General features: G+C 51.1%; 14 protein-coding genes and 1 pseudogene. 10 read left to right on the plus strand and 5 right to left on the minus strand.

Annotated features, from left to right (window positions below; translation table 11 throughout):
• Positions 1-71: 71 nt before the first annotated feature.
• Positions 72-1,037 (minus strand): thioredoxin-disulfide reductase, encoded by a 966-nt coding sequence (gene trxB, locus HUZ68_RS08215; protein WP_000537418.1) that lies wholly within the window; start codon positions 1,035-1,037, stop codon positions 72-74.
• A 543-nt stretch (positions 1,038-1,580) separates the two neighbouring features.
• On the opposite strand from trxB, the gene lrp reads away from it, so the two are divergent.
• The 8 genes from lrp (at position 1,581) to dmsC (ending at position 13,917) form a co-directional block, all read left to right on the plus strand.
• Complete coding sequence (lrp, locus tag HUZ68_RS08220; RefSeq protein ID WP_000228473.1) at positions 1,581-2,075, plus strand: leucine-responsive transcriptional regulator Lrp; 495 nt, start codon at positions 1,581-1,583, stop codon at positions 2,073-2,075.
• 134 nt (positions 2,076-2,209) lie between these two features.
• Positions 2,210-6,238 (plus strand): DNA translocase FtsK, encoded by a 4,029-nt coding sequence (gene ftsK, locus HUZ68_RS08225; RefSeq protein WP_239594101.1) that lies wholly within the window; start codon positions 2,210-2,212, stop codon positions 6,236-6,238.
• Positions 6,239-6,392: 154 nt separating this feature from the next.
• Complete coding sequence (gene lolA / locus HUZ68_RS08230; RefSeq protein WP_001295343.1) at positions 6,393-7,004, plus strand: outer membrane lipoprotein periplasmic chaperone LolA; 612 nt, start codon at positions 6,393-6,395, stop codon at positions 7,002-7,004.
• A 10-nt stretch (positions 7,005-7,014) separates the two neighbouring features.
• Complete coding sequence (gene rarA / locus HUZ68_RS08235; RefSeq protein ID WP_000067755.1) at positions 7,015-8,358, plus strand: replication-associated recombination protein RarA; 1,344 nt, start codon at positions 7,015-7,017, stop codon at positions 8,356-8,358.
• Between the two features lie 90 nt (positions 8,359-8,448).
• Positions 8,449-9,741, plus strand: coding sequence for a serine--tRNA ligase (gene serS, locus HUZ68_RS08240; protein ID WP_000886683.1), 1,293 nt, complete (start codon positions 8,449-8,451; stop codon positions 9,739-9,741).
• Between the two features lie 238 nt (positions 9,742-9,979).
• Positions 9,980-12,424 (plus strand): dimethylsulfoxide reductase subunit A, encoded by a 2,445-nt coding sequence (gene dmsA, locus HUZ68_RS08245; protein WP_000850303.1) that lies wholly within the window; start codon positions 9,980-9,982, stop codon positions 12,422-12,424.
• 10 nt (positions 12,425-12,434) lie between these two features.
• A complete protein-coding gene (gene dmsB / locus HUZ68_RS08250) occupies positions 12,435-13,052 on the plus strand; it encodes a dimethylsulfoxide reductase iron-sulfur subunit DmsB (protein WP_000213098.1) in 618 nt (205 codons plus the stop codon).
• A 1-nt stretch (position 13,053) separates the two neighbouring features.
• Positions 13,054-13,917, plus strand: coding sequence for a dimethyl sulfoxide reductase anchor subunit DmsC (gene dmsC, locus HUZ68_RS08255; RefSeq protein WP_094281395.1), 864 nt, complete (start codon positions 13,054-13,056; stop codon positions 13,915-13,917).
• A 35-nt stretch (positions 13,918-13,952) separates the two neighbouring features.
• Here the strand turns inward: dmsC and ycaC are convergent, their stop codons facing one another.
• On the minus strand, positions 13,953-14,579 hold the full coding sequence (ycaC, locus tag HUZ68_RS08260) for an isochorismate family cysteine hydrolase YcaC (protein ID WP_000165876.1): 627 nt from the start codon (positions 14,577-14,579) through the stop codon (positions 13,953-13,955).
• Between the two features lie 314 nt (positions 14,580-14,893).
• Here ycaC and HUZ68_RS08265 point away from each other — a divergent pair, with 314 nt between their 5' ends.
• Entirely contained in the window at positions 14,894-16,042 is a 1,149-nt protein-coding gene (locus HUZ68_RS08265; RefSeq protein WP_000109295.1) for an MFS transporter, read from the plus strand.
• A gap of 209 nt (positions 16,043-16,251) precedes the next feature.
• Entirely contained in the window at positions 16,252-17,682 is a 1,431-nt protein-coding gene (locus HUZ68_RS08270; protein WP_000918506.1) for an APC family permease, read from the plus strand.
• On the opposite strand, the pseudogene HUZ68_RS08275 reads toward HUZ68_RS08270, so the two are convergent.
• From HUZ68_RS08275 to pflB, 3 genes and pseudogenes are all read right to left on the minus strand, one after another.
• Positions 17,683-17,793 (minus strand): annotated as a pseudogene (locus HUZ68_RS08275) (hypothetical protein); the annotation flags it as partial.
• Positions 17,794-17,891: 98 nt separating this feature from the next.
• A complete protein-coding gene (pflA, locus tag HUZ68_RS08280) occupies positions 17,892-18,632 on the minus strand; it encodes a pyruvate formate lyase 1-activating protein (protein WP_000111043.1) in 741 nt (246 codons plus the stop codon).
• 191 nt (positions 18,633-18,823) lie between these two features.
• Complete coding sequence (pflB, locus tag HUZ68_RS08285) at positions 18,824-21,106, minus strand: formate C-acetyltransferase (RefSeq protein ID WP_001292812.1); 2,283 nt, start codon at positions 21,104-21,106, stop codon at positions 18,824-18,826.
• Positions 21,107-21,117: the final 11 nt, after the last annotated feature.

The raw sequence follows: 21,117 nt of genomic DNA on the forward strand, positions 1-21,117 counted from the left end.
CGGGGAAAAAATAAAGGCGACCCATAGTCGCAAGGTGTCGCCTTCTTTACTTTTGTTACTGATTTGTAAAATTATTTTGCGTCAGCTAAACCATCGAGGTAGCGTTCCGCATCAAGTGCTGCCATGCAGCCTGTACCGGCCGAAGTAATGGCCTGGCGATAAATGTGATCCATCACGTCGCCTGCGGCAAAGACGCCAGGAATGCTGGTCTGGGTGGCATTACCATGAATACCCGACTGTACTTTGATGTAGCCGTTTTCCAGTTCCAGCTGCCCTTCGAAAATCGCAGTATTCGGGCTGTGACCGATAGCAACAAACAGACCGGCAACGTCGAGTGACTCGATGTTGTCGCTGTTTTGCGTATCGCGCAGACGAACGCCAGTGACACCCATTTGATCGCCGGTCACTTCTTCCAGCGTACGGTTGGTGTGCAGAATGATGTTGCCGTTCTCCACTTTATCCATCAGACGCTTAATAAGGATTTTTTCCGCGCGGAAACCGTCACGGCGGTGAATCAGATGCACTTCCGAAGCGATGTTAGACAGATACAGCGCCTCTTCAACCGCGGTATTGCCGCCGCCGATGACCGCAACTTTCTGGTTGCGATAGAAGAAACCGTCGCAGGTTGCACAAGCAGAAACTCCACGGCCTTTAAAGGCTTCTTCAGAGGGCAGGCCGAGATAGCGTGCAGAAGCTCCGGTGGCAATAATCAGCGCGTCGCAAGTGTATTCGCCGTTATCGCCATTCAGACGGAACGGACGGTTTTGCAGATCCACCTTGTTGATATGATCAAAAATGATCTCAGTTTCAAACTTGGTGGCATGTTCGTGCATGCGCTCCATTAATAACGGACCGGTCAGATCGTTTGGATCGCCAGGCCAGTTTTCCACTTCCGTGGTGGTGGTCAGTTGGCCGCCTTTTTCCATGCCGGTAATCAGCACAGGTTGCAGGTTGGCGCGCGCCGCGTAGACAGCAGCGGTGTATCCCGCCGGGCCTGAACCCAGGATAAGCAGTTTACTGTGTTTGGTCGTGCCCATGAGATCCCCATAGTTGTTGGCAGACAATGGGCAGGATTGTAGGGAATTTACAGACGTAAAAAAAGAGTATGACGATTTTGTTAACAATTTGTGCAATCGGCAGCATCGATAAGCAGGTCAAATTCTCCCGTCATTATCACCTCTGCTACTTAAATTTCCCGCTTTATAAGCCGATTAAATGATGAATAAACGCCCCTGTTAATGAATATCTGGCATGTTGTACTAAAAATCGATGTTTTGCTTTGACAATCCCCTGGTGTTTTGCGAAAACATTCGAGGAAGAAAAAAACAGTATTCTTATATGCGCATAACCATGCATGTAAATACCATGTTTACCGTGCTAGTGAAATCTACGTATGGCGTGGACAGACGCCATTCGTGATGTCGATAGCTGCCACAAGGCAACGGTCTTCTCACCGTAGACCCAGGCATTGCGCGCCGTGAATCTTTATGATTTCGGTCTATCGTGACGGGTAGCGACTCTGAACAGTGATGTTTCAGGGTCAGACAGGAGTAGGGAAGGAATACAGAGAGACAATAATAATGGTAGATAGCAAGAAGCGCCCTGGCAAAGATCTCGACCGTATCGATCGTAACATTCTTAATGAGTTGCAAAAGGATGGGCGTATTTCTAACGTCGAGCTTTCTAAACGTGTGGGACTTTCCCCAACGCCGTGCCTTGAGCGTGTGCGTCGGCTGGAAAGACAAGGGTTTATTCAGGGCTATACGGCGCTGCTTAACCCCCATTATCTGGATGCATCACTTCTGGTATTCGTTGAGATTACTCTGAATCGTGGCGCACCGGATGTGTTTGAACAATTCAATACCGCTGTACAAAAACTTGAAGAAATTCAGGAGTGTCATTTAGTATCTGGTGATTTCGACTACCTGTTGAAAACACGCGTGCCGGATATGTCAGCCTACCGTAAGTTGCTGGGGGAAACCCTGCTGCGTCTGCCTGGCGTCAATGACACACGGACATACGTTGTTATGGAAGAAGTCAAGCAGAGTAATCGTCTGGTTATTAAGACGCGCTAACACGGAACAGGTGCAAAATCGGCGTATTTTGATTACACTCCTGTTAATCCATACAGCAACAGTACTGGGGTAACCTGGTACTGTTGTCCGTTTTAGCATCGGGCAGGAAAAGCCTGTAACCTGGAGAGCCTTTCTTGAGCCAGGAATACACTGAAGACAAAGAAGTCACATTGACAAAGTTAAGTAGCGGCCGCCGCCTTCTGGAGGCGTTGCTGATCCTTATTGTCCTGTTTGCCGTCTGGTTGATGGCTGCCTTACTAAGCTTTAACCCTTCGGACCCCAGCTGGTCGCAAACGGCCTGGCATGAACCTATCCATAATTTAGGTGGGATGCCCGGTGCGTGGTTGGCAGATACGCTGTTCTTTATTTTTGGCGTGATGGCTTACACCATTCCCGTCATTATTGTCGGCGGTTGTTGGTTTGCCTGGCGTCATCAGTCCAGCGACGAATACATTGATTATTTTGCCGTTTCGCTACGCATCATTGGCGTTTTGGCGCTCATCCTTACCTCCTGTGGTCTGGCGGCAATCAACGCTGACGATATCTGGTATTTTGCCTCCGGTGGCGTCATTGGCAGCTTACTAAGCACTACGCTACAACCACTGCTACACAGTAGCGGGGGAACTATTGCGCTGCTCTGCGTTTGGGCAGCGGGCCTGACGTTGTTCACCGGTTGGTCATGGGTGACCATTGCTGAAAAACTCGGCGGCTGGATTTTAAACATTCTCACCTTCGCCAGTAATCGTACCCGTCGCGATGATACCTGGGTCGATGAAGATGAGTATGAAGACGACGAAGAGTATGAAGATGAAAACCACGGCAAACAGCATGAATCACGCCGTGCCCGTATTCTTCGCGGCGCGCTAGCGCGTCGTAAACGGTTGGCGGAAAAATTCATTAATCCGATGGGGCGGCAAACAGACGCTGCGTTGTTCTCCGGTAAGCGGATGGATGATGACGAAGAGATTACCTACACTGCACGCGGTGTGGCTGCCGACCCGGACGACGTCCTATTTTCGGGCAATCGTGCAACGCAGCCAGAATATGACGAATACGATCCATTATTAAACGGTGCGCCAATTACCGAACCTGTCGCTGTAGCAGCTGCTGCTACCACGGCGACACAAAGCTGGGCTGCGCCGGTTGAACCTGTGACTCAGACGCCGCCTGTTGCCTCTGTTGATGTTCCACCTTCGCAACCTACAGTAGCCTGGCAGCCTGTACCGGGTCCACAAACGGGAGAGCCGGTTATTGCTCCTGCACCGGAAGGTTACCCACAGCAGTCACAATATGCGCAGCCTGCAGTGCAATATAATGAGCCGCTGCAACAACCAGTACAGCCGCAGCAGCCGTATTATGCACCTGCAGCTGAACAGCCTGCGCAACAGCCGTATTATGCCCCTGCGCCAGAACAACCGGTGGCAGGTAACGCCTGGCAAGCCGAAGAGCAGCAATCCACTTTTGCTCCACAGTCTACATACCAGACTGAGCAAACTTATCAGCAGCCAGCCGCTCAGGAGCCGTTGTACCAACAGCCGCAACCTGTTGAACAGCAGCCTGTTGTGGAGCCTGAACCCGTTGTAGAAGAGACAAAACCCGCGCGTCCGCCGCTTTACTACTTTGAAGAAGTGGAAGAGAAGCGAGCCCGTGAACGTGAACAACTTGCGGCCTGGTATCAACCGATTCCAGAACCGGTTAAAGAACCAGAACCGATCAAATCTTCGCTGAAAGCACCTTCTGTTGCAGCAGTACCTCCAGTAGAAGCCGCTGCCGCTGTTTCTCCGCTGGCATCTGGCGTGAAAAAAGCGACACTGGCGACGGGGGCTGCCGCAACCGTTGCCGCGCCAGTTTTCAGTCTGGCAAATAGCGGTGGACCGCGTCCGCAGGTCAAAGAGGGGATTGGCCCGCAGTTGCCACGACCGAAACGTATCCGCGTGCCAACTCGTCGTGAATTGGCGTCTTACGGTATTAAGCTGCCCTCACAGCGTGCGGCGGAAGAAAAAGCCCGTGAAGCCCAGCGCAATCAGTACGATTCTGGCGATCAGTACAACGATGATGAAATCGATGCGATGCAGCAGGATGAACTGGCACGTCAGTTCGCCCAGACACAGCAGCAACGCTATGGCGAACAGTATCAACATGATGTGCCCGTAAACGCAGAAGATGCAGATGCTGCGGCAGAGGCTGAACTGGCTCGTCAGTTTGCGCAAACTCAACAACAACGTTATTCCGGCGAACAACCGGCTGGGGCGAATCCGTTCTCGCTGGATGATTTTGAATTTTCGCCAATGAAAGCGTTGCTGGATGATGGTCCACACGAACCGTTGTTTACGCCAATTGTTGAACCTGTACAGCAGCCGCAACAACCGGTTGCACCGCAGCAGCAGTATCAGCAGCCACAACAGCCGGTTGTGCCACAGCAGCAATATCAGCAGCCGCAACAGCCGGTTGCGCCGCAGCCGCAGTATCAACAGCCGCAACAACCGGTTGCACCGCAGCAGCAGTATCAGCAGCCACAACAGCCAGTTGCGCCACAGCCGCAGTATCAGCAGCCACAACAATCGGCTGCACCACAGCAGCAATATCAGCAGCCGCAACAGCCAGTTGCGCCACAGCCGCAGGATACTCTGCTTCATCCGCTGTTGATGCGTAATGGCGACAGCCGTCCGTTGCATAAACCGACGACGCCGCTGCCTTCTCTGGATTTGCTGACACCGCCGCCGAGCGAAGTGGAGCCGGTAGATACCTTTGCGCTTGAACAAATGGCGCGTCTGGTGGAAGCACGTCTGGCTGATTTCCGTATTAAAGCCGATGTCGTCAATTACTCTCCGGGGCCGGTTATCACTCGCTTTGAACTTAACCTGGCACCGGGCGTAAAAGCGGCGCGCATTTCTAACTTGTCACGGGACCTTGCCCGTTCACTTTCGACGGTGGCGGTGCGTGTCGTTGAAGTTATTCCTGGCAAACCCTATGTAGGTCTGGAGTTACCGAATAAAAAACGACAAACCGTTTATCTGCGCGAAGTATTGGATAACGCCAAATTCCGCGATAATCCGTCGCCATTAACCGTGGTGCTGGGTAAAGATATCGCCGGTGAGCCGGTGGTTGCCGATCTGGCGAAAATGCCGCACTTGTTGGTTGCGGGGACTACCGGTTCCGGTAAGTCTGTCGGTGTGAACGCGATGATACTGAGCATGCTTTATAAAGCACAGCCAGAAGATGTGCGTTTCATCATGATCGACCCGAAAATGCTGGAGCTTTCGGTGTATGAAGGCATTCCGCACCTGTTAACGGAAGTCGTTACTGATATGAAAGATGCCGCCAACGCGCTGCGCTGGTGTGTTAACGAGATGGAGCGTCGGTATAAACTGATGTCTGCGCTGGGTGTGCGTAATCTGGCGGGTTATAACGAAAAAATTGCTGAAGCCGATCGCATGATGCGTCCGATTCCAGACCCGTACTGGAAGCCGGGTGACAGTATGGATGCCCAGCATCCGGTGCTGAAAAAAGAACCATACATTGTCGTGTTGGTTGACGAATTTGCCGACCTGATGATGACGGTAGGTAAAAAAGTGGAAGAGCTGATAGCACGTCTGGCGCAAAAAGCCCGTGCCGCGGGTATCCACCTCGTACTGGCAACTCAGCGTCCATCGGTTGATGTTATTACTGGTCTGATTAAAGCGAATATTCCGACCCGTATCGCCTTTACCGTATCCAGTAAGATTGACTCACGTACCATTCTTGATCAGGCTGGCGCGGAATCACTGCTGGGTATGGGGGATATGCTCTACTCTGGGCCGAACTCCACGTTGCCGGTACGTGTCCATGGTGCTTTTGTTCGCGATCAGGAAGTTCATGCCGTGGTGCAGGACTGGAAAGCGCGTGGTCGCCCACAGTATGTTGATGGCATCACCTCCGACAGCGAAAGCGAAGGTGGTGCGGGTGGTTTCGATGGCGCTGAAGAACTGGATCCGTTGTTCGATCAGGCGGTGCAGTTTGTCACTGAAAAACGCAAAGCGTCAATTTCTGGCGTACAGCGTCAGTTCCGCATTGGTTATAACCGTGCAGCGCGTATTATCGAACAGATGGAAGCGCAGGGAATTGTCAGCGAACAGGGGCACAACGGTAATCGTGAAGTGCTGGCCCCACCGCCGTTTGACTAATTAATGCATTGCCGGATAAGGCGCGGTAGCGTCGCATCCGGCACTCTATCAACTGAAAATTCAGTATTTTCTTCTTTCCTCAAGCTGATTATTAGCCTGGAATAGAGAGTAGAGGGAACTCCCGATCGGGAGTGACGTAATTTGAGGAATAATGATGAAAAAAATTGCCATCACCTGTGCATTACTCTCAAGCTTAGTAGCAAGCAGCGTTTGGGCTGATGCCGCAAGCGATCTGAAAAGTCGCCTGGATAAAGTCAGCAGCTTCCACGCCAGCTTTACACAAAAAGTTACTGACGGTAGCGGCGCGGCGGTGCAGGAAGGTCAGGGCGATCTGTGGGTGAAACGTCCAAACTTATTCAACTGGCATATGACACAACCTGATGAAAGCATTCTGGTTTCTGACGGTAAAACACTGTGGTTCTATAACCCGTTCGTTGAGCAAGCTACGGCAACCTGGCTGAAAGATGCCACCGGTAATACGCCGTTTATGCTGATTGCCCGCAACCAGTCCAGCGACTGGCAGCAGTACAATATCAAACAGAATGGCGATGACTTTGTCCTGACGCCGAAAGCCAGCAATGGCAATCTGAAGCAGTTCACCATTAACGTGGGACGTGATGGCACAATCCATCAGTTTAGCGCGGTGGAGCAGGACGATCAGCGCAGCAGTTATCAGCTGAAATCCCAGCAAAATGGGGCTGTGGATGCAGCGAAATTTACCTTCACCCCGCCGCAAGGCGTCACGGTAGATGATCAACGTAAGTAGAGGCACCTGAGTGAGCAATCTGTCGCTCGATTTTTCGGATAATACTTTTCAACCTCTGGCCGCGCGTATGCGGCCAGAAAATTTAGCACAGTATATCGGCCAGCAACATTTGCTGGCTGCGGGGAAGCCGCTGCCGCGCGCTATCGAAGCCGGGCATTTGCATTCTATGATCCTCTGGGGGCCACCGGGTACCGGCAAAACAACCCTCGCTGAAGTGATTGCCCGCTATGCGAACGCTGATGTGGAACGTATTTCTGCCGTCACCTCTGGCGTGAAAGAGATTCGTGAGGCGATCGAGCGCGCCCGGCAAAACCGCAATGCAGGTCGCCGCACTATTCTTTTTGTTGACGAAGTTCACCGTTTCAACAAAAGCCAGCAGGATGCATTTCTGCCACATATTGAAGACGGCACCATCACTTTTATTGGCGCAACCACTGAAAACCCGTCGTTTGAGCTTAATTCGGCACTGCTTTCCCGTGCCCGTGTTTATCTGTTGAAATCCCTGAGTACAGAGGATATTGAGCAAGTACTAACTCAGGCGATGGAAGACAAAACCCGTGGCTATGGTGGTCAGGATATTGTTCTGCCAGATGAAACACGACGTGCCATTGCAGAACTGGTGAATGGCGACGCGCGCCGGGCGTTAAATACGCTGGAAATGATGGCGGATATGGCCGAAGTCGATGATAGCGGTAAGCGGGTCCTGAAGCCTGAATTACTGACCGAAATCGCCGGTGAACGTAGCGCCCGCTTTGATAACAAAGGCGATCGCTTTTACGATCTGATTTCCGCACTGCATAAGTCGGTACGTGGTAGCGCACCCGATGCGGCGCTGTACTGGTATGCGCGAATTATTACCGCTGGTGGCGATCCGTTATATGTCGCGCGTCGCTGTCTGGCGATTGCGTCTGAAGACGTCGGTAATGCCGATCCACGGGCGATGCAGGTGGCAATTGCGGCCTGGGATTGCTTTACTCGCGTTGGCCCGGCGGAAGGTGAACGCGCCATTGCTCAGGCGATTGTTTACCTGGCCTGCGCGCCAAAAAGCAACGCTGTCTACACTGCGTTTAAAGCCGCGCTGGCCGATGCTCGCGAACGCCCGGATTATGACGTGCCGGTTCATTTGCGTAATGCGCCGACGAAATTAATGAAGGAAATGGGCTACGGGCAGGAATATCGTTACGCTCATGATGAAGCAAACGCTTATGCTGCCGGTGAGGTTTACTTCCCGCCGGAAATAGCACAAACACGCTATTATTTCCCGACAAACCGGGGCCTTGAAGGCAAGATTGGCGAAAAGCTCGCCTGGCTGGCTGAACAGGATCAAAATAGCCCCATAAAACGCTACCGTTAATGTTATCGTTGCGGTAATGTTGTTACTGTATCCCTGTGGTCGCAGGCTGTGGCCACATCTCCCATTTAATTCGATAAGCACAGGATAAGCATGCTCGATCCCAATCTGCTGCGTAATGAGCCAGACGCAGTCGCTGAAAAACTGGCACGCCGGGGCTTTAAGCTGGATGTAGATAAGCTGGGCGCTCTTGAAGAGCGTCGTAAAGTATTGCAGGTCAAAACGGAAAACCTGCAAGCGGAGCGTAACTCCCGATCGAAATCCATTGGCCAGGCGAAAGCGCGCGGGGAAGATATCGAGCCTTTACGTCTGGAAGTGAACAAACTGGGCGAAGAGCTGGATGCAGCAAAAGCCGAGCTGGATGCTTTACAGGCTGAAATTCGCGATATCGCGCTGACCATCCCTAACCTGCCTGCAGATGAAGTGCCGGTAGGTAAAGACGAAAATGACAACGTCGAAGTCAGCCGCTGGGGCACCCCGCGTGAGTTTGACTTTGAAGTTCGTGACCATGTGACGCTGGGTGAAATGCACTCTGGCCTCGACTTTGCAGCCGCAGTTAAGCTGACCGGTTCCCGCTTTGTGGTAATGAAAGGGCAGATTGCTCGCATGCACCGCGCACTGTCGCAGTTTATGCTGGATCTGCATACCGAACAGCATGGCTACAGTGAGAACTATGTTCCGTACCTGGTTAACCAGGACACGCTGTACGGTACGGGTCAGCTGCCGAAATTTGCTGGCGATCTGTTCCATACTCGTCCGCTGGAAGAAGAAGCAGACACCAGTAACTATGCGCTGATCCCAACGGCAGAAGTTCCGCTGACTAACCTGGTGCGCGGTGAAATCATCGATGAAGATGATCTGCCAATTAAGATGACCGCCCACACCCCATGCTTCCGTTCTGAAGCCGGTTCATATGGTCGTGACACCCGTGGTCTGATCCGTATGCACCAGTTCGACAAAGTTGAAATGGTGCAGATCGTGCGCCCGGAAGACTCAATGGCGGCGCTGGAAGAGATGACTGGTCATGCAGAAAAAGTCCTGCAGTTGCTGGGCCTGCCGTACCGTAAAATCATCCTTTGCACTGGCGACATGGGCTTTGGCGCTTGCAAAACTTACGACCTGGAAGTATGGATCCCGGCACAGAACACCTACCGCGAGATCTCTTCCTGCTCCAACGTTTGGGATTTCCAGGCACGTCGTATGCAGGCACGTTGTCGCAGCAAGTCGGACAAGAAAACCCGTCTGGTTCATACCCTGAACGGTTCTGGTCTGGCTGTTGGTCGTACGCTGGTTGCGGTTATGGAAAACTATCAGCAGGCTGATGGTCGTATTGAAGTACCAGAAGTTCTGCGTCCGTATATGAACGGACTGGAATATATTGGCTAATACCTAATTTTTCTGAATCTAAAAAGCGCCTGCGGGCGCTTTTTTTGTCTCCCTTTGATACCGAACAATAATTACTCCTCACTTACACGTAATACTACTTTCGAGTGAAAATCTACCTATCTCTTTGATTTTCAAATTATTCGATGTATACAAGCCTATATAGCGATCTGCTATAGAAATAATTACACAATACGGTTTGTTACTGGAATCAATCGTGAGCAAGCTTGAGTGAGCCATTATGAAAACGAAAATCCCTGATGCGGTATTGGCTGCTGAGGTGAGTCGCCGTGGTTTGGTAAAAACGACAGCGATCGGCGGCCTGGCAATGGCCAGCAGCGCATTAACATTACCTTTTAGTCGGATTGCGCACGCTGTCGATAGCGCCATTCCAACAAAATCAGACGAAAAGGTTATCTGGAGCGCCTGTACAGTTAACTGTGGTAGTCGCTGCCCGCTACGTATGCACGTCGTGGACGGTGAAATCAAATATGTCGAAACTGACAATACCGGCGATGACAATTACGACGGCCTGCACCAGGTTCGCGCCTGTTTGCGTGGGCGTTCCATGCGTCGCCGTGTCTATAATCCGGACCGCCTGAAATATCCGATGAAACGAGTCGGGGCGCGCGGTGAAGGCAAATTCGAGCGCATTAGCTGGGAAGAGGCCTACGACATCATCGCGACCAATATGCAGCGCCTGATCAAAGAGTACGGCAACGAGTCTATCTATCTGAACTATGGCACCGGTACGCTGGGCGGCACCATGACCCGCTCCTGGCCGCCGGGAAATACCCTGGTCGCGCGGCTGATGAACTGCTGCGGCGGCTATCTGAACCATTACGGCGACTACTCCTCCGCGCAAATTGCGGAAGGTCTGAACTATACCTACGGCGGCTGGGCAGATGGCAACAGCCCGTCGGATATCGAAAACAGTAAGCTGGTAGTGCTGTTTGGTAATAACCCTGGCGAAACGCGAATGAGTGGCGGTGGGGTGACTTACTATCTTGAACAGGCACGCCAGAAATCTAATGCCCGCATGATCATCATCGATCCGCGCTATACCGACACCGGTGCCGGGCGCGAAGATGAGTGGATCCCTATTCGTCCGGGAACAGATGCCGCACTGGTTAACGGTCTGGCGTACGTCATGATCACTGAAAACCTGGTGGATCAGGCATTCCTCGATAAATATTGCGTTGGCTACGATGAGAAAACCCTGCCAGCCAGTGCGCCGAAAAATGGCCACTATAAAGCTTATATTCTGGGTGAAGGGCCAGATGGCGTGGCTAAAACACCGGAATGGGCCTCGCAAATCACCGGTGTTCCGGCAGACAAAATCATCAAACTGGCTCGTGAAATCGGCAGTACCAAACCGGCGTTTATCAGCCAGGGATGGGGCCCGCAGCGTCATGCTAACGGTGAAATCGCAACCCGTGCTATCTCGATGCTGGCGATTCTGACCGGTAACGTTGGTATTAATGGAGGGAACAGCGGCGCGCGTGAAGGTTCATACAGCTTACCGTTTGTCCGTATGCCGACCTTGGAAAACCCGATCCAGACCAGCATTTCGATGTTTATGTGGACCGATGCCATTGAACGTGGCCCGGAAATGACGGCGCTGCGTGATGGTGTGCGCGGGAAAGATAAGCTGGATGTGCCGATCAAAATGATCTGGAACTATGCCGGTAACTGCCTGATTAACCAGCATTCTGAAATCAACCGTACCCATGAAATTCTCCAGGATGATAAGAAGTGCGAGCTGATTGTGGTTATCGACTGCCACATGACTTCATCGGCGAAATATGCTGACATCCTGCTGCCTGACTGCACCGCTTCCGAACAGATGGACTTTGCGCTGGATGCATCCTGCGGGAATATGTCTTACGTGATTTTCAACGATCAGGTGATTAAACCGCGCTTTGAATGTAAGACCATCTATGAAATGACCAGCGAACTGGCAAAACGTCTTGGCGTTGAGCAACAGTTTACTGAAGGCCGTACCCAGGAAGAGTGGATGCGGCATCTGTATGCCCAGTCGCGGGAAGCGATTCCTGAACTGCCAACGTTTGAAGAGTTCCGCAAGCAGGGGATCTTTAAAAAGCGCGACCCACAAGGGCATCACGTTGCTTATAAAGCCTTCCGTGAAGATCCGCAGGCAAATCCACTTACCACGCCATCGGGTAAAATTGAGATTTATTCGCAGGCGCTGGCTGACATTGCCGCTACCTGGGAATTGCCAGAAGGCGATGTGATCGATCCACTGCCGATCTACACGCCGGGCTTTGAAAGTTATCAGGATCCGCTGAACAAACAGTATCCGCTGCAGCTTACGGGTTTCCACTATAAATCTCGCGTTCACTCAACTTACGGCAACGTTGATGTGCTGAAAGCGGCTTGCCGTCAGGAAATGTGGATCAACCCGCTTGATGCCCAAAAACGCGGTATCCACAACGGCGATAAAGTCAGGATCTTTAACGATCGTGGTGAGGTTCATATTGAGGCGAAAGTGACGCCACGAATGATGCCGGGTGTGGTCGCACTGGGTGAAGGTGCCTGGTATGACCCGGATGCAAAACGTGTCGATAAGGGTGGTTGTATTAACGTACTGACCACTCAACGTCCGTCTCCTCTCGCTAAGGGGAATCCGTCACATACAAACCTTGTTCAGGTTGAAAAGGTGTAAGGAGTAACCGATGACAACCCAGTATGGATTTTTTATTGATTCCAGCCGTTGCACCGGTTGCAAAACCTGCGAGCTGGCTTGTAAAGACTACAAAGATTTGACGCCAGAAGTCAGCTTCCGCCGCATTTATGAATATGCTGGTGGCGACTGGCAGGAAGATAACGGTGTCTGGCACCAGAACGTGTTTGCCTACTATCTGTCGATTTCGTGCAACCACTGCGAAGATCCGGCTTGTACTAAAGTCTGCCCGAGCGGTGCGATGCATAAACGTGAAGATGGTTTTGTTGTGGTCGATGAAGATGTGTGCATTGGCTGCCGCTACTGCCATATGGCTTGCCCGTATGGCGCACCGCAATATAACGAAACGAAAGGCCATATGACCAAATGCGATGGTTGTTATGACCGTGTTGCGGAGGGTAAAAAGCCGATCTGTGTTGAATCTTGTCCGCTGCGGGCGCTGGATTTCGGCCCTATCGACGAGCTGCGTAAAAAACATGGCGATCTGGCGGCCGTTGCGCCGTTGCCGCGAGCTCACTTTACCAAACCGAATATTGTGATCAAACCCAATGCCAATAGCCGCCCGACCGGGGATACCACTGGCTATCTGGCAAACCCGAAGGAGGTGTGAGATGGGAAGTGGATGGCATGAATGGCCGCTGATGATCTTCACGGTCTTCGGGCAATGTGTGGCGGGTGGTTTTATCGTTCTGGCTTTGGCGCTGCTCAAAGGCGACCTGCGAGCAGAAACCCAGCAGCGTGTTATCGCCTGCATGTTTGGCTTATGGGTGCTGATGGGCATTGGCTTTATCGCCTCTATGCTCCATCTTGGTTCACCGATGCGCGCTTTTAACTCGCTCAACCGGGTAGGGTCTTCAGCACTCAGTAACGAAATCGCCAGCGGTTCGATCTTTTTTGCCGTAGGCGGCATCGGCTGGTTGCTGGCAATGCTGAAAAAGCTGTCACCGGCATTGCGTACGCTGTGGCTGGTGGTGACGATGGTTCTTGGCGTCGTCTTTGTCTGGATGATGGTGCGTGTGTATAACAGCATTGATACCGTTCCGACCTGGTACAGCATCTGGACGCCGATGGGCTTCTTCCTGACGATGTTCATGGGCGGCCCGTTACTGGGTTACCTGTTGCTGAGTCTGGCTGGCGTCGATGGCTGGGCGATGCGTCTGCTGCCAGCCATTTCTGTACTGGCACTGGTAGTGAGTGGCGTGATGTCAGTGATGCAGGGCGCAGAGCTGGCGACTATTCATAGTTCTGTGCAGCAGGCCGCAGCGCTGGTGCCGGACTATGGTGCGCTGATGTCCTGGCGGATCGTGCTTTTGGCCGTTGCCCTGTGCTTGTGGATTGCACCACAGCTAAAAGGTTATCAGCCTGCGGTTCCGCTACTATCCGTCTCATTCATTCTGCTTCTGGCAGGGGAATTAATCGGTCGCGGCGTATTCTATGGTTTGCATATGACCGTGGGGATGGCCGTCGCAAGCTAATCAGTAACAACCGGGGTTTCGGCCCCGGTTCTCTTTTATTTCTGCTTCGTTAACGTGTCATAACTGGTCATCAAATTACGATAATCAGGAATATGGTTAGAGAACAACGTCGCCAGTCCTTCAATATCATTACGCCAGTCACGGTGCAGCTCGCAAGCCACGCCGAACCATGTCATCAATTGCGCACCTGCTTGCGACATGCGATCCCATGCCGAATGCCGGGTAATTTCATTAAAGGTCCCTGACGCGTCAGTCACGACAAAGACGTCAAACCCTTCTTCAATGGCTGAAAGCGCCGGGAATGCCACGCAAACTTCAGTTACCACACCGGCAATAATTAACTGTTTTTTACCTGTCGCTTTGACTGCTTTTACAAAATCTTCGTTATCCCAGGCGTTAATATTGCCCGGGCGAGCAATGTAAGGTGCATCGGGGAATTGTGCTTTCAGTTCTGGAACTAATGGACCGTTAGGACCGGTTTCAAAACTGGTGGTAAGAATAGTTGGTAAGTTGAAATACTTAGCCAGGTCACCCAGCGCCAGCACGTTATTTTTAAACTTATCGGGTTCGATATCCCGTACAAGGGAAAGTAAACCAGCCTGGTGATCAACAAGCAAAACGGCAGCATCATTTTTATCAAGACGAACATACGGTTTGGTCATCCTCTTCTCCTTTCGAGAGTCAGTGGTACGTCTGAAATCGGTCAGACGCGATGCATTGCTCTGAAAGCATAGACGGGAAATATGAGTTTGCTGTGACCATGAAATTTTTCGACTGAACGAAGCGTATGAAATTTGTGTTAGATCAATAAAAACAATCAGATGAGATTAATCATCTCTTCAGTATTAGCGTTATGAATGAGTAATATAAATCGATAATACCGCCGCTGCGATATGCGCGTATTTTCACCCATTGACAATGTTTTTGGCGGTGGCATGATGCGCATGAAATTTGAACTTCCTCACGGTTTTAATTCATGTCCACGTATACCCGGCCTGTCATGCTTTTGCTGTCTGGCCTGCTTTTGTTGACTCTGGCGATCGCGGTGTTAAATACACTCGTGCCGCTTTGGCTCGCCCAGGAACACATGTCCACATGGCAGGTAGGCGTTGTCAGCTCATCCTATTTTACCGGCAACCTTGTCGGTACATTGCTGACAGGGTATGTCATTAAACGCATTGGCTTTAACCGCAGCTATTATCTGGCCTCCTTCATTTTTGCCGCTGGCTGTGCCGGCCTTGGCCTGATGATTGGTTTCTGGAGCTGGTTGGCGTGGCGTTTTGTCGCGGGCGTCGGCTGTGCCATGATTTGGGTAGTCGTTGAGAGCGCGCTGATGTGCAGTGGGACGTCACGTAACCGTGGGCGTTTGCTTGCTGCGTATATGATGGTTTATTACGTGGGAACGTTTTTAGGCCAGTTACTGGTCAGCAAAGTCTCAACCGAGCTGATGAGCGTATTGCCGTGGGTTACAGGTTTGACGTTGGCAGGGATCTTACCGCTGTTGTTTACGCGTGTCCTGAATCAGCAGGCTGAAAACCATGATTCGACGTCAATTACGTCAATGCTAAAACTCCGTCAGGCGCGGCTTGGCGTGAATGGCTGCATTATCTCAGGAATCGTTCTGGGATCTCTATATGGCCTGATGCCGTTGTACCTCAATCACAAAGGGGTGAGCAATGCCAGCATTGGTTTCTGGATGGCGGTACTGGTCAGTGCGGGTATCCTCGGACAATGGCCGATTGGACGTCTGGCGGATAAGTTTGGTCGACTGCTGGTGTTGCGTGTTCAGGTCTTTGTCGTCATTCTCGGCAGTATCGCGATGCTTAGCCAGGCGGCGATGGCCCCAGCGCTATTCATCCTCGGTGCCGCTGGCTTTACGCTATATCCGGTGGCGATGGCCTGGGCTTGCGAGAAAGTTGAACATCATCAACTGGTGGCGATGAACCAGGCCTTACTGTTGAGCTATACCGTGGGAAGTCTGCTTGGCCCGTCATTTACCGCTATGCTAATGCAGAATTTCTCCGATAATTTATTGTTTATCATGATCGCCAGCGTATCGTTTATCTATTTGCTGATGCTGCTTCGCAACGCCGGTCATACGCCGAAACCCGTTGCTCACGTGTAAATGAATTCAAGCAAAGTGTGAACTTACTGTTTCACACTCTGCTTTTTTGTTTCTTCTATCTGACTTGCTTTTTTCCAAATTTTATTCGTTTAAAAATAAAATGTGCAGCAGGTTATAATTTTGCATTTCGCTATTTCCGCACTTCTTATTTGCCGCGCATAATCCCTCGTTTTACAGATGCCCCTTTAATTTTGGCGAAGGATTTGTCTATGGCTGGGAATGTTCAGGAAAAACAGCTGCGATGGTACAACATTGCGCTGATGTCTTTTATCACTGTCTGGGGTTTTGGCAACGTTGTTAATAACTATGCCAACCAGGGGCTGGTGGTTGTTTTTTCATGGGTGTTTATCTTTGCGCTCTATTTCACACCTTATGCACTAATTGTTGGTCAGTTAGGCTCGACCTTCAAAGATGGGAAGGGCGGGGTCAGTACCTGGATTAAACACACGATGGGACCCGGATTGGCTTACCTCGCCGCGTGGACCTACTGGGTGGTGCATATTCCCTATCTGGCACAAAAACCCCAAGCAATACTGATTGCGCTCGGTTGGGCGATGAAAGGCGACGGTTCGCTAATCAAAGAATATTCAGTCGTAGCGTTACAGGGGTTAACGCTGGTGCTGTTTATCTTCTTTATGTGGGTTGCTTCACGCGGTATGAAATCGCTGAAAATCGTCGGTTCTGTGGCAGGGATTGCGATGTTTGTTATGTCGCTCCTGTATGTGGCGATGGCGGTAACCGCGCCTGCGATTACTGAAGTGCATATTGCGACCACAAACATTACCTGGGAAACGTTCATTCCTCATATCGACTTTACCTACATTACCACTATTTCAATGCTGGTTTTCGCGGTTGGCGGAGCAGAGAAGATTTCTCCTTACGTTAATCAAACGCGCAACCCAGGAAAAGAATTTCCAAAAGGGATGTTATGCCTGGCGGTGATGGTTGCGGTTTGTGCCATTCTGGGCTCACTGGCGATGGGGATGATGTTTGACTCGCGTAATATCCCGGATGACTTAATGACTAACGGTCAATATTACGCCTTTCAGAAGCTGGGCGAGTATTACAACATGGGTAATACTTTAATGGTGATTTACGCCATTGCGAATACCCTGGGACAAGTAGCTGCGCTGGTATTCTCGATTGATGCCCCGCTTAAAGTGCTATTAGGTGATGCTGACAGCAAATATATTCCAGCCAGTTTATGTCGTACCAACGCTTCTGGTACGCCCGTTAATGGCTATTTTCTGACCCTGGTGCTGGTGGCAATTCTGATTATGCTGCCGACTCTCGGCATCGGTGATATGAACAATCTCTATAAATGGCTGTTGAATCTTAACTCGGTAGTGATGCCGCTGCGTTATTTATGGGTATTTGTTGCATTTATTGCAGTCGTTCGCCTGGCGCAGAAATATAAACCAGAATATGTCTTTATTCGTAATAAGCCTCTGGCAATGACCGTCGGGATTTGGTGTTTTGCCTTTACCGCCTTTGCCTGTTTGACGGGGATCTTCCCGAAAATGGAAGCCTTCACTGCAGAGTGGACCTTCCAGTTGGCGCTGAATGTTGCAACGCCGTTTGTGCTGGTAGGATTAGGACTGATATTCCCGCTGCTGGCGCGTAAAGCGAATAGTAAATAATTATTGTGGTCGGTGACGCTGACTCTGGCAGATCTGACCCGTTTTTACATAATCGAGAAATGCGCGCAAGCCGCAGGACATATACTGGCGGTTTGGGTAATACATTTGGAAGCTGTGCTGTAAGGGCGTTAGAAATAGAGCTCTGAATTATTTATGCAGCGCGGAATAAAAAAGCGGCAACTCAATAAAGTTGCCGCTTTACGGGGAAATTAGAACATTACCTTATGACCGTACTGCTCAAGAATGCCTTTCACGCGTTCCATGGTTTCTTTCTTCGGTGGTTTAACACCATCGAGTTTGTATTCTTCACCCATCGCCACCCATTTGTGTTTGCCCAGTTCGTGGTAGGGGAGAAGTTCGATTTTCTCAACGTTACCCATATCACGGGTAAATTCACCGAGGCGATGCGCTGAATCGTCATCGTCAGACCAGCCTGGGACAACAACGTAGCGGATCCACACCTTCACATTTTTGTTCGCCAGATATTTAGCGAACTCCAGCGTGCGGTGGTTGGAAACTCCAACCAGATTTTGGTGGATCTCGTCGTTCATCTGTTTGAGATCGAGCATTACCAGGTCGGTTACTTCCAGCAGTTCATCAATCACCGGATCGTAACGACGAACAAAACCGTTGGTATCCAGACAGGTATGAATGCCTTCTTTTTTACAGGCGCGGAACCAGTCACGAACAAACTCAGCTTGCAGGATTGCTTCACCGCCGGATGCGGTAACGCCGCCGCCGGAAGCGTTCATAAAGTGGCGATAGGTCACCACTTCCTTCATCAAATCTTCAACGGTAACTTCTTTACCGCCATGCGTGTCCCAGGTGTCGCGGTTATGACAATACAGGCAGCGCATCAGGCAGCCCTGGAAAAAGGTGATAAAGCGAATACCCGGGCCGTCTACGGTTCCACAGGATTCAAAGGAGTGAATGCGACCAATAACTGACATTGCGGTGTTTCTCCAGATGTGGCCCATCTGAGGCCGTGTTGGTGCGCAGCTCGAAGGCTACGTCGAGTCTGTTTTGGCAGTCACCTTAAAGTATAGATAGCTGACAAAAAAGGCTCTCGTGCTAAAAAAGGCCCCACTTTCGTGGAGCCTTTATTGTACGCTTTTTACTGTACGATTTCAGTCAAATCTAATTACATAGATTGAGTGAAGGTACGAGTAATAACGTCCTGCTGCTGTTCTTTAGTCAGCGAGTTGAAACGTACTGCGTAGCCAGATACACGGATGGTCAGCTGCGGATATTTTTCCGGGTTTTCCATCGCGTCAAGCAGCATTTCACGGTTCATCACGTTAACGTTCAGGTGCTGACCACCTTCGATGGATGCTTCGTGGTGGAAGTAACCATCCATCAGACCTGCCAGGTTGGTCTTACGAACTTCGTCGTCTTTACCCAGTGCGTTCGGAACGATAGAGAAGGTGTAGGAGATACCATCTTTAGCGTAAGCAAACGGCAGTTTAGCAACGGAAGTCAGAGACGCTACAGCACCTTTCTGGTCACGACCGTGCATCGGGTTAGCACCCGGTCCGAACGGCGCGCCAGCACGACGACCGTCTGGGGTGTTACCCGTTTTCTTACCATACACAACGTTAGAAGTAATGGTCAGAACAGACTGAGTCGGGATAGCGTCACGGTAGGTATGCAGTTTCTGAATTTTCTTCATGAAACGTTCTACCAGGTCAACAGCCAGGTCATCTACACGCGGATCGTTGTTACCAAACTGCGGGTATTCGCCTTCGATTTCGAAGTCGATAGCCAGACCGTCTTCGTCACGAATCGGTTTAACTTTCGCATATTTGATTGCAGACAGGGAGTCAGCAGCAACGGACAGACCAGCGATACCACACGCCATGGTGCGGATAACGTCACGGTCGTGCAGCGCCATCAGAGAGGCTTCGTAGCTGTACTTGTCGTGCATGTAGTGAATGATGTTCAGTGCAGTGATGTACTGTTTAGCCAGCCAGTCCATGAAGTGATCCATGCGCTCCATCACTTCATCGTAGTTCAGGAGATCGCCTTTGATCGGTTCAGACTTCGGACCAACCTGCATTTTCAGTTTTTCGTCAACGCCGCCGTTGATTGCGTACAGCATGGTTTTCGCCAGGTTTGCACGCGCACCGAAGAACTGCATTTGTTTACCAACGATCATCGGGCTTACGCAGCAAGCGATAGCGTAGTCATCGTTGTTGAAGTCCGGACGCATCAGGTCATCGTTCTCATACTGCAGAGAAGAGGTGTCGATGGACACTTTAGCGGCGAATTTCTTGAAGTTCAGCGGCAGTTTTTCAGACCACAGAATGGTCATGTTCGGTTCCGGAGACGGACCCATGGTGTACAGGGTGTTCAGGAAACGGAAGCTGTTTTTGGTAACCAGGGTACGACCGTCGAGGCCCATACCACCGATAGATTCGGTTGCCCAGATCGGGTCGCCAGAGAACAGTTCATCGTACTCCGGAGTACGCAGGAAGCGAACCATACGCAGTTTCATGACCAGGTGGTCAACCATTTCCTGCGCTTCTTGTTCGGTGATCTTGCCAGCTTTCAGGTCACGTTCGATGTACACATCCAGGAAGGTGGAGGTACGACCGAAGGACATTGCAGCACCGTTCTGAGACTTAACAGCAGCCAGGTAGCCGAAGTAAGTCCACTGGATAGCTTCCTGAGCGTTGGTAGCCGGACCAGAGATGTCGTAGCCGTATTTCGCAGCCATTTCTTTCATCTGACCCAGAGCGCGGTGCTGTTCAGCGATTTCTTCGCGCAGACGGATAGTCTGTTCCAGGTTTACGCCGTTTTCCAGATCAGCCTGCAGAGAGGTGAACTGAGCGTATTTGTCTTTCATCAGGTAGTCGATACCGTACAGCGCAACGCGACGGTAGTCACCGATGATACGGCCACGGCCATAAGCATCTGGCAGACCGGTCAGAACACCGGATTTACGGCAACGCAGGATGTCCGGAGTGTAAACGTCGAACACGCCCTGGTTGTGAGTTTTACGGTATTCAGTGAAGATTTTTTTGATCATCGGGTCCAGTTCGCGGTTGTACGCTTTGCAGGAACCTTCGATCATTTTGATACCACCGAACGGGATAAGAGCACGTTTCAGCGGAGCTTCAGTCTGCAGACCAACAACTTTTTCCAACGCTTTGTTGATGTAGCCAGCGTCGTGAGAGGTGATGGTGGAAGCAACAGCGGTGTCAAAGTCAACTGGCGCGTGAGTGCGGTTTTCCAGTTTAACGCCTTCCATTACTTTGTCCCACAGGGTGGTGGTCGCTTCAGTAGCGCCAGCCAGGAAGGACTCGTCACCCTCGTACGGAGTGTAGTTTTTCTGAATGAAGTCACGGACGTTTACTTCATTCTGCCAGTCACCTTTGGTAAAACCTTCCCAGGCTGTGGCTAACTTTTCATTAAGCTCGGACATGTAACACCTAC

Source organism: Shigella dysenteriae, assembly GCF_022354085.1.
Classification (GTDB): Bacteria; Pseudomonadota; Gammaproteobacteria; order Enterobacterales; family Enterobacteriaceae; genus Escherichia; species Escherichia coli.

Bases quoted from the DNA above. Each gene is read 5' to 3' on its own strand.
- lolA (WP_001295343.1), top strand. From the start codon at position 6,393: ATGAAAAAAATTGCCATCACCTGTGCATTACTCTCAAGCTTAGTAGCA.
- HUZ68_RS08270 (WP_000918506.1), top strand. From the start codon at position 16,252: ATGGCTGGGAATGTTCAGGAAAAACAGCTGCGATGGTACAACATTGCG.
- dmsC (WP_094281395.1), top strand. From the start codon at position 13,054: ATGGGAAGTGGATGGCATGAATGGCCGCTGATGATCTTCACGGTCTTC.
- HUZ68_RS08265 (WP_000109295.1), top strand. From the start codon at position 14,894: ATGTCCACGTATACCCGGCCTGTCATGCTTTTGCTGTCTGGCCTGCTT.
- trxB (WP_000537418.1), bottom strand. From the start codon at position 1,037: ATGGGCACGACCAAACACAGTAAACTGCTTATCCTGGGTTCAGGCCCG.
- ycaC (WP_000165876.1), bottom strand. From the start codon at position 14,579: ATGACCAAACCGTATGTTCGTCTTGATAAAAATGATGCTGCCGTTTTG.
- pflA (WP_000111043.1), bottom strand. From the start codon at position 18,632: ATGTCAGTTATTGGTCGCATTCACTCCTTTGAATCCTGTGGAACCGTA.
- pflB (WP_001292812.1), bottom strand. From the start codon at position 21,106: ATGTCCGAGCTTAATGAAAAGTTAGCCACAGCCTGGGAAGGTTTTACC.
- dmsA (WP_000850303.1), top strand. From the start codon at position 9,980: ATGAAAACGAAAATCCCTGATGCGGTATTGGCTGCTGAGGTGAGTCGC.
- lrp (WP_000228473.1), top strand. From the start codon at position 1,581: ATGGTAGATAGCAAGAAGCGCCCTGGCAAAGATCTCGACCGTATCGAT.
- serS (WP_000886683.1), top strand. From the start codon at position 8,449: ATGCTCGATCCCAATCTGCTGCGTAATGAGCCAGACGCAGTCGCTGAA.
- dmsB (WP_000213098.1), top strand. From the start codon at position 12,435: ATGACAACCCAGTATGGATTTTTTATTGATTCCAGCCGTTGCACCGGT.